This is a genomic window from Allorhizobium sp. Av2 (genome assembly GCF_021462805.2).
GTDB lineage: Bacteria > Pseudomonadota > Alphaproteobacteria > Rhizobiales > Rhizobiaceae > Allorhizobium > Allorhizobium vitis_G.
In genome coordinates this window covers 2,266,631-2,278,721 of the sequence record NZ_CP192696.1, presented here as the reverse complement: position 1 = coordinate 2,278,721, position 12,091 = coordinate 2,266,631, and the positions used below count along the sequence as shown (strand labels likewise).

The 12,091-nt window shown below is 55.9% G+C and carries 10 protein-coding genes; all 10 read right to left on the bottom strand.

What is annotated here, in order from left to right; all coding sequences use genetic code 11:
- Window positions 1–242: 242 nt before the first annotated feature.
- Window positions 243–935 carry a hypothetical protein gene (locus FS819_RS10885; RefSeq protein ID WP_156546755.1) on the bottom strand — a complete coding sequence of 231 codons (693 nt, stop codon included), beginning with the start codon at window positions 933–935 and terminating at the stop codon, window positions 243–245.
- Window positions 935–2,053, bottom strand: coding sequence for a hypothetical protein (locus FS819_RS10880; RefSeq protein ID WP_156546753.1), 1,119 nt, complete (start codon window positions 2,051–2,053; stop codon window positions 935–937). The genes FS819_RS10885 and FS819_RS10880 overlap by 1 nt, the downstream gene beginning before the upstream one ends.
- Complete coding sequence (locus tag FS819_RS10875; RefSeq protein WP_156546751.1) at window positions 2,043–3,041, bottom strand: PD-(D/E)XK nuclease domain-containing protein; 999 nt, start codon at window positions 3,039–3,041, stop codon at window positions 2,043–2,045. The genes FS819_RS10880 and FS819_RS10875 overlap by 11 nt, the downstream gene beginning before the upstream one ends.
- Before the next feature lie 405 nt (window positions 3,042–3,446).
- Window positions 3,447–4,334, bottom strand: a complete 888-nt coding sequence (locus FS819_RS10870) for an ABC transporter permease (RefSeq protein ID WP_156546749.1) — start codon at window positions 4,332–4,334, stop codon at window positions 3,447–3,449.
- A 13-nt stretch (window positions 4,335–4,347) separates the two neighbouring features.
- Complete coding sequence (locus FS819_RS10865) at window positions 4,348–5,166, bottom strand: ABC transporter ATP-binding protein (RefSeq protein ID WP_156546747.1); 819 nt, start codon at window positions 5,164–5,166, stop codon at window positions 4,348–4,350.
- A gap of 93 nt (window positions 5,167–5,259) precedes the next feature.
- Complete coding sequence (locus tag FS819_RS10860; protein WP_156546744.1) at window positions 5,260–6,279, bottom strand: ABC transporter substrate-binding protein; 1,020 nt, start codon at window positions 6,277–6,279, stop codon at window positions 5,260–5,262.
- A 128-nt stretch (window positions 6,280–6,407) separates the two neighbouring features.
- A complete protein-coding gene (gene guaD, locus FS819_RS10855; protein ID WP_156546742.1) occupies window positions 6,408–7,715 on the bottom strand; it encodes a guanine deaminase in 1,308 nt (435 codons plus the stop codon).
- A complete protein-coding gene (gene puuD, locus FS819_RS10850) occupies window positions 7,715–8,947 on the bottom strand; it encodes a urate hydroxylase PuuD (protein ID WP_156629708.1) in 1,233 nt (410 codons plus the stop codon). The genes guaD and puuD overlap by 1 nt, the downstream gene beginning before the upstream one ends.
- Window positions 8,948–9,071: 124 nt before the next feature.
- A complete protein-coding gene (locus FS819_RS10845) occupies window positions 9,072–9,989 on the bottom strand; it encodes a LysR substrate-binding domain-containing protein (RefSeq protein WP_156546738.1) in 918 nt (305 codons plus the stop codon).
- A 344-nt stretch (window positions 9,990–10,333) separates the two neighbouring features.
- Window positions 10,334–12,070: a tetratricopeptide repeat-containing sulfotransferase family protein gene (locus FS819_RS10840; protein ID WP_197434000.1), complete on the bottom strand. Its 1,737-nt coding sequence runs from the start codon at window positions 12,068–12,070 to the stop codon at window positions 10,334–10,336.
- Between the last annotated feature and the right edge of the window lie 21 nt (window positions 12,071–12,091).

The following is a 12,091-nucleotide window of genomic DNA, read 5'->3' as shown; positions in this document are numbered from 1 at the left end:
CAGCCAAAGCCGAAAAACACCGCCAGCGAACGTGTCACGGACAGCATGATCTATGATTGCAAAGATTGCGATTGTAGGATGCTTTGTCTTTATTTCTGTAGCGCCAACAGTGGGAATTTAAGGTCGGATGCAGTAAGAAAAGCTGAGGTCGTCAAGATCACGTTTTTCTGTAAAATCAGTGGTATAACTTTGACCACATCAACTGAGTCGCCGCAGAAAAATCGACAGAAAAGCGTAACAAGCTATGAGTGGTCGACGACCCGAACGCTCTGAATTTCGCGCAAGCTGTCGCGAAGTGCATCCATCCATTGTTCGTCGAAGCTAGAGGAAAGTATAACGCTCGCGTTTCTTTGGAAGGAGATAGATCCCCGTGTAGAGCGAAACCTCAATTGTACCTTTTCGAGCGAGTAATCAGCTGGCGCAATGAATTTGATTGCCGCATCGGCGATGTCGCCACTTCCTTTGACTAACAACTGACCGACAGCACTATCAGCTATCGCGACGGATCCAATTTGCACCCTTTCAATCGACCCGTAGACCCCCACGATTTCTCTGAACCTGGTTGCCCATGCTAGAGGATCGATGGATGTTTCCTCGATCGAAAATCGGTGGTTCAATGCTTCCATTAACCGGCTAATAAGCCTTGAACCGGTTCTCCCTGGGTCTCGTAATTCGAGGCTGGATGTATCAGGGCTGATACGAAAGTGCGTCCGAAGATATTCAACAAGTTCGAACTTTTCCTGATGGCCAAACGGATCGATTGTCTCGTGCGTCGTTTGTAATCTCTGGATAAGGCATGCGTCAATAAAATTGGGTCGCAGTTGCTCTACAACAAACCCATCTGGGGACCCGTCTCTATAAGGCATTTTTTTGAGGTGCGCGGCAATAACGTTTGTCCTAAGTTCCGTCCGTAAACCGTACCAACGAACGCGCATCAATTTTTGCCCTTAGCGAATGTTCGGCTTTTACGAACTTCAACCAAAGTTGCGCGAGCGGTCTGCTCAAGAAGAGAGAACAGCACTTTCCGAACCCCGTCATCGGGAAGCTTGAAATTGTGGGGGTAAGTCCCGGTGCGCTCAGATCGGCGAGAGTGTCTCGCCCGATATTGAAACCCTGTACCTTCATGAGCGTTTTCAAATAATGCTTCAAATTCAGCTTTGTCAAAGGGGTGCACAGTCTGGGTTGCTTGCCATTTTATGGCCGTAATAAAGAAACCATCTTCTTCCATTTGTTTGTACTGCTTAGATACTAGCAAATCGTTGCCGCTAATCGCTACGTTTTTCACTAGATTGATCATTGTACTTTTGGCAGCTTCTTTTTCCGGGGTGTCATCATCTTCATCAGAGTCGAGATCATCGACTTCCATGGATGCGGACGAAACCTTGAGCTTGGTAACGGTATCTAACTTGAAACCAGTCATCTTAGTAACGAGATTTACAAAAAAACGCGTACGGTTCTCTGGTGAAAGGTCCTCCACGGAGACCCGTTCTTGTATTACTTCACCTTTCTTCTTACTTTCCAGCTTCTCAATAAGAATATCTACAAGCTCCTGTCCCTTGTCATTGGCAGGAAAGCGGATTGTGACCCCGTCGTCTTCCACTCTGAAGTCCAGGGTGGCGACCTTATCCTGCCGCTGCGCTAACGTTGTGCGGGAAAGATCGAACTCACTGTAGGCAACCGTTGCAATAACTGCTTCGGACGTTTTGTGGGGGACTGCCACCTTGTCGGTCGTTCCATCTGTATCCGCATACTCTTGTATGACTTCTCTAATCTCGGAGGCATCCAGCTTCATTTTAACGGTCAGCGAACTTGTTCGTTCTCCTCGCGTGCCCGGTTCGGCGTCTTTAACCAAATCGACGACATCCTGCAGATCGTGGATGGTCATTGAAATGTAGTCGGCCAAATCCCCGCGTTCGGTCGCTGACCCGAAGAAAACACCTCGCTCTCGCGTGGCACGATGGAGGACGCCATCGGTGATTCTCTGCTTTGCAGAGAACAGAAGATCGTAAAGTTCCTTGTCGGTGGCGAATAAACGTGGATGCTTATCCTGCATAAATCATCCCCATTTCCGTGGTTGAATAAGACGTCAATATTTCCGGCACTTGCGAAATCTTAATCTTGGACAGACGCTTCGCAAAATCGGTGTCTTGATTTTCGCCAGGTATGAATGACACATATTCTTGGATTGCCTTTTGCAGATTGGCCGAGGCTTCACTGTCGTCAGGTTGTACCTTGATATCAAACCGCGTCTTACTTACGATCAGCTCATGTCTTCGCAAATAGTCGAGAAGATACATCAGCCCTTCGACCGTCGTTTTACGACGATGAAAGATGACAAATCCTTGACGCGTCTCATCTTCGTCGAAGTGTTCTAAAATTATCCATGGCGACTTTAACATCTCCATGGTTGCGGCGCGAGCACGCTCACTTCGTACGACCGTATTTCTAACCAGTTGCGGATAATAGAACGCGCAACGCTCCCTCGGAGGAAGGCGCTTGTTTTCGTCTTCTTCGCCTCTCATTTGTTGCAGCTCGCGCGCAACGCGTTGAAGCCAGTTAATTTCTTCCGGTCCTAGAACGTAAAGACGCGACTTTCGTGGAAGCTTGATGTCTTCAGGTCGGACATCAGAAATCAATGAATCAAAGGACTTGTGGAATTCCTTGTCGTGATTGTACACGAACAACAACCCGGAAATGTCGAAGGTGGACGACGCGTGTGTGTATCGCTTTTGCCAAACCTCACTTGCTCCTGCGCATGAAACCTGATTCGCAAGACTGAATATAGCTTCTTTGACCGCATTACGCTTGATGCTGTTGGCACTATAACTTTTCAAATCGCACTGAATATATCGGCGAACTGTAGAGTAGGGTTCATCATAATAGAAGACGACGTCCGTAGGATGACTTTTGGTGTTGTGCAGCTCTTGCTGTTCACATGGCCAATTCTCGTTCATCTGACCCGTCTTTTGCCATAAAAATTCGGCGAACACCTTACTGGAAAGGTCTTCTGCCATCTGTGCTCGATTGATAGTTTCTGCCATTCACTACACCTCGATCCGATTCGTAGATCGAAAGTAACACTACAAGTGGCACGGATTGCAGGGATACTTCGCCGTATTCCACAAGTTGTTAAAGTAAATGCTTTTAAAAGTCATGCTGAAAGGTCGAACTCGGATATCGACACGCATAATCCGAAGGCATACTGACTCTCAGTTCAGGGATTTTCCGACATTGAGACTCTAATGAAGTCTCAGACCTAACGACGTAGCATTATCATGATCGATACGGAGCATTTCGCTCGCTTTGGATCGAATCCAGACATTCATCCGAAAACGAATGCTCTGCCTATCGTTTTCCGCCCCCTGCTCCTCATAACACAAAAAACCGCCCGCAACATCAGTTGCGAGCGGCTTACCGGGAGGAGCATTTGCTTCCGTCAACGCACCTTAATGCGTGTCGAGGCTCTGCTGCGGGCGCCATTTGGCGAGGCGGTTTTCGATCAGCGTCATCACATATTCAGCAGCAAGTGTGATGATCATGACGAGGACGATGGCGGCGAACATGCCGGCGGCGTCGAAGGTGCCTTTGGCAATCGAGATCAGCTGGCCGATGCCGTAGCGGGCACCGACGAATTCGCCGACGATGGCGCCGATGATGGCGAAGCCGAAGGAGACGTGCAGGCTGGCGAAGATCCAGCTCATCGCCGAGGGTACAATTACCGCTTTTGTCACCTGCCAGTCATTGGCGCCGAGAATGCGGGCATTGGCAATCATGTCCTGGTCGGCTTCGCGCACGCCCTGGAAAGCATTGGCGAACACCACGAAGAACACCATGATGAAGGCCAGCGCCACTTTGGAGGCAAGGCCGAGGCCCATGATCATGATGAAGATTGGCGCCAGAACCACGCGGGGAATGGAGTTGATCGCCTTGATATAGACGGAGAAAATATCCGAAAGCAGCTTGTTGCGGCCAAGGCCGATACCGACCACCACACCGGCAATCGAGCCGGAGAAGAAGCCGATCAGCGCCTCTTCCATGGTAATGCCGAGATTATACCAGAGCGACCCTTCCGTGGTGCCATTGACGGCCCAGTCATAGATCCGCTCCACCACCGCATAGGGGCTGGCGTAGAAGAACGGGTCGATCCAGGTCTGGTCGGAAGCCACCTGCCAGAGAGTCAGCACGCCAACCAGAATGGCGATCTGCCAGAACAGCACGATCTGCTTGCGGCGCTTGACGGATTTCAGTGCAGCGGTCTCGATTTCCTTGTCGGATGTGCCAGCGCGAAAGGTGGCCGTAGGGGTGGTCGGGCTTTGCATAGTAATGTCTGCCATAATTCTATCCTCCTCAGGCGGCTTCGCTGGCGCGGCGGTAGCTGGTTTCCACTTCCTGGCGCATGTCTTCCCAGATGGTCTTGCAATATTCGACGAATTCCGGCTCGTAGCGGATCTCGGAGACAACGCGCGGGCGCGGCAGCGCGATGGGGTAGACGGATTTCACCGTGGCCGGGCCGGCGGTCAGCACATAGACCTTGTCGGCCAGCGCTACGGCTTCTTCCAGATCGTGGGTGACGAAAATCACCGAGGCCTTGCGCTCGGCCCACAGTTTTAGCAATTCTTCATGCATCACGGTGCGGGTCTGCACGTCCAGCGCCGAGAAGGGCTCGTCCATCAGCAGGATTTCCGGCTCGTTGATGAAGGTCTGGGCCAAGGCCACGCGCTTCCTCATGCCGCCCGAAAGCTGGTGGGGATAGTGATGCAGAAACTTGCCAAGGCCGACGCGGGCCAGCCAGTCTTTCGCCAGCCTTTCTGCTTCGGTTTTGGATTTGCCGCGAAACAGCGGGCCAGCCATGACATTGTCGATGACGTTCTTCCACGGAAACAGTGCATCCTTCTGGAAGGCAAAGCCGACGCGCGGGTCGATACCGTTGACCGGGCCGCCCATCAACCGCACTTCGCCAGCGCTGGGCTTGGCAAGGCCGGTGACGAGGTTGAGCGTGGTGGATTTGCCGCAGCCGGTCGGGCCGACGACGGCGACGAATTCGCCGCGCTCCACCGCCATGTTGAAATCCTTCAGCGCAGTCAGCGTCTTGCCGGTGGGGGAGACGAAACGGCGCGTCACATTGATGAGTTCGATAGCCGGGGTCCGGCTCTGATCTTTGGCCATGGGACATCCTTCCGGCGAGCGTCAGGCCCGCAGAGTGTGATCGTTAAAGGAGAGGGAAGGGCCGCCCGGCCAAGTGACTGGCGACCCTGAAAATCAGAACTTGGCGTTCTTGACGAATTCGGTCGTATAGGTCTTGGACAGGTCGATCTTCTTGCCCTTGACGTTCTTGGAAAATTCCGAGAGCACGGCCAGAACCGTCGGCGGGCCATCTTCCGGCATCACGCCATCGGGGGTGAACATGCCCTTGCCGGCTTCGAGAGCCTTGATATAGCCCTCCTTGTCGCCAACGTAGAAATCCTTCGGCATCTTTTCGGCAATTTCGGCAGCCGAATGGGTGTTGATGAATTTCAGCGTCTTGACGAAGGCGTTGGCAAGCTTCTGCACGTCTTCCTTATGTTCCTTGACCCAGGCGGTTTCCATGTAGAGCGAGGCGGCCGGATAGGTGCCACCCAGCGCTTCGCGGGTCTTGTCCACGGTGCGCAGATCCACGAGAACCGAGGCTTCGCCGGTCTTCACCATGCGCGAAATCGTCGGCTCGGTGGTCATGCCGCCCTGGATGCTGGCCTGCTGCATGGCGGCAATGAATGTGCCGCCCGCGCCGACCGGAATGGTCACGATTTCGCCTGGCTTCAAGCCTGCCTTGGAGGCCATGTAGAGGGTGAGGAAGTTGGTGGAAGAGCCAAGCCCGGTCACACCCAGCGTCTTGCCTTTGAAGTCGGCAAAGCTCTTGATTTCAGGGTTCTTGGTCGATACCAGCTGGACTTCGCCCGGCGCCTGGCTGAACTGTACGACGGATTCGACGAATTTGCCCTTGGCTTGCAGATCGACGCAGTGGTCGTAGAAGCCGACCACGCCGTGCACAGCACCGGCCAGAAGCTGGTTTTCCGCGTCGACGCCAGCCGCTTCGTTCAGAAGCTCGACATCAAGACCTTCTTCCTTGAAATAGCCAAGGCTCTCGGTCAGCTTGGCGGGCAGATAGATCTGCTTTTCAAAACCACCGACCATGATGGTGATCTTTTCGGCAGCCTGCGACAGCGCTGTGCTGGCCGTCAGGCTGGCGGCAGCGAGTGCGCACAGCGAAAGGGCGCGGAAAAATTGGCGTGTGGAACGCATGGATATTATCCTCCTCTGGGTCAGTCCCGTGGCGCGCTCCCCGGCGCGTCTCCTCCACGGGATGGTGGAGCGTTTGTAGCAGCGCTAGCTTTCAGTCAGCTTTCAGAGGCGAAAAAATCAACGGATTGTTAAATCCGCGGTTTCGACGCCACGCCCGCCACATAGGTTTCCACCACCACCCGGTCGTCGCCCAGCGTCTGCATCAGGAACAGTTCTTCGGTCAGGGAAGTTACAGCTTCCATTTTCAGCGCCATGGCCGGGGTGGCATGGGCGTTGAGCACCACCAGATCGGCCTCGGTGCCGGGTTCTAGTGTGCCGATCTTGTCGGAGAGCGACAGGGCCTCAGCATTGCCCAGCGTCATATGGTAGAAACTGTCGAGCGGGTTCAGCCGCTCGCCCAGCAATTGCTGGATCTTGTAGGCCTCGTCCAGGGTGCGCAGCATGGAATAGCTGGTGCCGCCGCCGATATCGGTAGCAAGCGCGACGCGCACGGGCTTGTCGCGGCGCTGGATGGCTTTCAGCGGAAACAGGCCGGAGCCGAGGAACAGGTTTGACGTTGGGCAATGCACAGCAATCGAGCCTGACTCAGCGAGAGCGTCCGCCTCACGCTCCGAAAGATGGATGGCGTGACCGAACAGGGTTTTACGCCCGAGCAGGCCGTAGCGGGCATAGATATCCGTATAGTCGGATGACTCAGGGTAAAGGCTGGCGGTGAAATCGATTTCCTCGCGATTTTCCGACAGATGCGTCTGGATATGGAGATCAGGGAATTCATGGGCCAGCGCCTGGGTCCGCTCCATCTGCTGCGGTGTGGAGGTGATGGCAAAGCGCGGCGTGATGGCGACGAGGTTGCGTCCGCGTCCGTGCCAGCTTTCAATCAGTTCCTTGGTCTCGTCATAACCGCTTTGCGGCGTGTCCAGCAGGCCCTGTGGCGCATTGCGGTCCATCATCACCTTGCCGGCGATCATCCGTGTGCCACGCCTTGCGCTCTCGGCAAAGAAGGCATCCGCCGAGGTTTTATGCACCGAGCAATAGGCCACCGCCGTCGTCGTGCCTTGGCGCAGGAATTCATCGAAGAAATGCGTGGCGATCCGCGCTGCATGCGCAGTTTCAACGAAGCGGCATTCCTCCGGGAAGGTATAGGTGTTCAGCCACTCCAGCAGGTTGGCGGCGTAGGAGCCGATCACCTGCATTTGCGGGAAATGCACATGGCAATCAATAAATCCGGGCAGAATCAGATGTGGGCGGTGGTCAATTTCCACGGTCTGCGCGTCGGCCTCTGCTTTGACACTGTCATAGGTGCCGGAGGCGAGGATCAGGCCGTTTTCCACCAGAACGGCGCCATCGCTTTCAAAAAGATAGCTGTCGGTATCGGTGATGTCGCGGGGCTGGCTGCGGAAGGAGAGCAGGCGTCCACGGATCAGGGTCTTTGTCATTACGGGCTTTTGCCTTTCACAGCACTTTCATACCAGGCGACCAGCAGGGCGCGTTCCTGAGGCGTGACCTCCGAAACATTGCCGGGCGGCATGGCGTGGCTTCGTCCGGCCTGGATATAGATCTCCCGGGCATGCGCCGCAATCTCGGCATCGGTTTCGAATTTGACGTTCTTGGGCGCAAATGTCAGCCCGTCCCAGACCGGCTCCGCCGCATGGCACATGGAACAGCGCGCCTGGACGATATCGCGGGCGCTACCAAAATGTGCATCCGCCATGAATTGCTGCTGCATAGGCGACAGTGCGGCATGCTCGCCAGCGCCGGGTTTCTGCACGGTGGAAAGCCACATGATGATAATGAAGATCACCGTGGTCAGCATCCAGGTCCAGATCGGGCGGCCTTTGCGGGCATGGGTGGTGTTGAACCAGTGGCGGATGGTAACGCCCATCAGGAAGACCAGCGCTGCGATAATCCAATTATAGGCGGTGGCGAAGGCCAGCGGATAATGGTTGGACAGCATGAAAAACACGACTGGCAGCGTCAGGTAGTTGTTGTGCAGCGAGCGCTGCTTGGCAATCATGCCGTATTTCGGATCGGGTTTACGCCCGGCAATCAGATCGGCCACCACGACGCGCTGGTTGGGCATGATGATGAAGAACACATTGGCGGTCATGATCGTCGCGGTAAACGCGCCCAGATGCAGGAAGGCCGCACGCCCGGTAAACACCTGCGTATAGCCCCAGGCCATGGCGACCAGCAGGATATAGAGCAGGATCATCAGGCCCCAGGTATTCTTGCCGATCGGGGATTTGCATAGGAGGTCGTAACAGATCCAGCCAATGGCAAGCGAAGCCATCGACAGGCCGATGGCCTCCGGCTGGGTAAGGTCGAGCACGCTGCGGTCGATCAGAAACAGATCGGCTCCGCCGTAATAGACCACGCAGAGCATGGCAAAACCGGACAGCCAGGTGGCATAGCTTTCCCATTTGAACCAGGTCAGGTGCTGCGGCATCGAGGCGGGCGCCACCAGATATTTCTGCACGTGGTAAAACCCGCCGCCATGCACCTGCCATTCCTCGCCATAAACGTCCTCCGGCATGCCGGGGCGTTTGACGAGACCCAGATCCAGCGCGATGAAATAGAAGGAAGAGCCGATCCAGGCGATAGCGGTGACGACATGCAGCCAGCGGACCGCAAAAGCCAGCCATTCCCAGGCGATGGCGAATTCATACATGGTTGACCTCTTTTACTCTCCCGACCAGAGACATTGCAAAATACTGGCGGCCAAGGGAAGGGCACATTTTCGCAGATGCGCAAAAATATGTGCATGCGTATGTTTTAGGCAGATTGGGTGAGGGTCAAGACGTATGGACACCGTTCAGTTCGAATGGTGGCAGGCTTGCGATCAGCCATTGGTGAAAGGCCTTGACCTTCGGCATGGTCCGGCGCGATGGCGGGTAAACCAGCCAGTAGATCTGGTCATCCCCCAACAGCAGATCGAAGGGCTGGATCAGACGGCCAGATGCGAGTTCTTCCTCGACATAGAAGGGACTGAGAATGGCGACGCCATGCCCGGCCATGGCCGCGCCAGCCTGAAGGTCGAGGGCGCCCTGCGCGTCGAGGCCGATGGAGGCTGGCAGAGAGGATGCAATGCCCGCATTGTGAAACCAGTCCGCCCACCAAGTCTCGCAGCTGCTCACGCGCGGCAGTTTGAGGAGGTCTGCGGGCTCGCGGATGCCACCAATGCTGTCGGCCAGCGCCGGACTGAGCATGGGTGCATAATCCAGCTTCAAAATCGGATGACAGATCAATCCGGGTAGCGGCTCCTTGCCGATATGGATGCCGACATCGCCGCTCTCGCGGGCGAAATCCCGCTGCTTTCCATCGCTTCGCAGCAGGCGCACGGCAATGCCCGGATGCAGGAGTTGAAAGCTGCCGAGATGGCGCGCCAGCCAGTGGGAGGCGAAGGTCGGTGTGGAGTGAATTTCCAGAACTTCGCTTGCCTCATGCCGTGCCAGCGCCACGGCCTCGCGCAGCAACTCGAAGCCTTCCCGCGTTTTCGGCAGCAGCCGTTCTCCGGCCTCGGTCAGGCTGATCTGTCTTGACGTTCGTAGGAACAGCAGCGTGCCGAGATTGTCCTCCAGCAGCTTGATCTGGTAGCTCACCGCCGTCTGGGTCATGCCAAGCTCTTCAGCGGCACGGGTAAAACCATTGTGGCGGGCGACGGCCTCGAACACCCGCAGGGCATTGACGGGGAACTGTTTCGACAATTTCATCGGATAAGCTCTCTTTATGGATGAGCATAGTAATCCGATTGGATTGTTGAGGCAATTGCCGCCAATATCCTCATATCAAAACGGGCACCGGTGGTGAATTCACGCCTCTGCCGACCCGGTCTTACACATCAATAGATTTTGGGGAGTGCGGAGCATTATGCCGTGTGCGAACGCATTGTCGTGCCTTGTTGCGAGGCTTTTTAGCAAGGTGATTATCGGCCTTTCTGGCCGGAAAAACCGTTATCGATGTCAGGATCTACCAGAGGATCTGAGGCAGGATGTCGGTCTTGATGATAGGCTGCCTGAACAGGCCGCCGATGCTATCTGGTTGCCCGGCAGCAGGCTCAGGCATTTGCTGCAAGGCGTTCTTCGTTGAGCAATCCTGCCAGCGTCAACCCGGCGATCATCTCGCCTAGACGATGACGATAATGGGCGGTCTTTTTATCAACGCCGCTGTAAAGCCCCTGGCGGACCTGGGCGCTGCTGAGTGTCATCACCGCCCTGTCGGCCTTGTGGAAGTCGAGGCAGTTTGCGTCCCAGGGCAGGCCGCAAAAGGCCAGCAGGCGGCGGGTTTCGCCTTCCTGGTCGAGCGTCAATTGCTCATAGCCAAGCTCCAGCACATCGTCAGGAAATAGCGCTTGCCAATGGGCGCAGAGCCGCCGCTGGGCGGCGATATAGCGGGCGGTCTCGGTCTGGTTGTAGCTATATTGCATGCCGTCGCTGGGAAAATAGCTGGAATAAAGCGCAAAGCCGCTGGCCAGGGGATCGCGTTTCATGATGACGATCCTGGCGTCAGGAAACATCAGCTTGATAAAGCCGACCCAGAGGAAATTGACCGGCATCTTATCAACAATCCGGGCACCTCCAGCTTTTTCGCGGACCGGATCGATATAGCGCCGGGCCGCATCGTTCACGGCCTTGGGAGTCACACTATCGGGGCCGCGCAGTGTCTGGCGGTCTGGCTCGAAGAACGCGTCGGTGATCGCATAGCTTAGCGTTTCCAACTCACCGGCGCCATAGACATCGGCGTGGCTGGCAAGGATCTGCTCCGTCAGGCTGGTGCCGGAGCGCGGCAGGCCAACCACGAAGATCGGCCGTTCCGACTGGACAAATCCCGCCTTGGCGATGTTGTCCTGCGTTGAGCGGACGAAATCGGCGGTGAACCGGGCTTGCAACGCCTGCATCAGTTCAAGATCCTGATCAATGGTATAGGCCGTGAATTGGCGTCGCCGTTCACGGTTGGCGTCTTCGAGATAGGTGAAGGCGTCGTCATGTCGGCTGATATCGTTCAGCGCCTTGTAAAGCGCAAAGCCGAGTTTCAGCCGCCGGGCAGGCTCATCGGCCAGCGTTGCATGCAGGGCCTGCATTGCGGCGATATCTGGATCATCCGGTCGGGCGCGGCTCAGCATACCCAGCAGCAGATAGCTATCGACATGGGTGGGGTTGAGGTCCAGCACCTTGCGATAGGCCGTCTTTGCCTCATCCATCCGCCCGACGCCCTGCAATGCCTGGCCGAGGTTGAAATGCGCGGTGAGATCACCGGGATGGGCGCTTGCCGCCCGCTCCGCCAGCGCCAGGCCCTGCTTGAAATCGCCAGCAATCAGACTGCGGAAACTCTTGTCATTCAGCGCGACCAAATGGTTCGGGTCTTGGTTGAGGAGAAGATCGTAGGTCTGATTGGCTTCCAGATGACGGCCAGCCTGTTTGAAGCAATGGGCAAGGGCGTTGTAGAACGTGGCATTCGGACTGCCTGCTGCTATCGCGGCCTGATAATGGGCGATTGCATCCGACCAGCGTCCGTCGATCTGGGCCAGATCGGCCAGCCGGCTATGCGTGGAAGGCTCAACGCGGATCAATAGAACCGCGTGCAAAAGCTCTGTTGCCCCGGCGTAATCGTGAAGATGGATCGAAATTTCAGCTAGATCGCGTGCGGCCTTGCAGGCCATCTGTTGCAGATCCTCGGCCTTGCGGCGGGCATCTAGCGGCAGGTTGGCCAGATCGGCTGGCTTATACTGGCGCGCCATGGCCAGCAGCGGTTCCAGTCTCTGACGCTGGGCCTGTAGCTTTTCCAGGGCGCTCATCGTGTCCGTTCTTTCATGTCC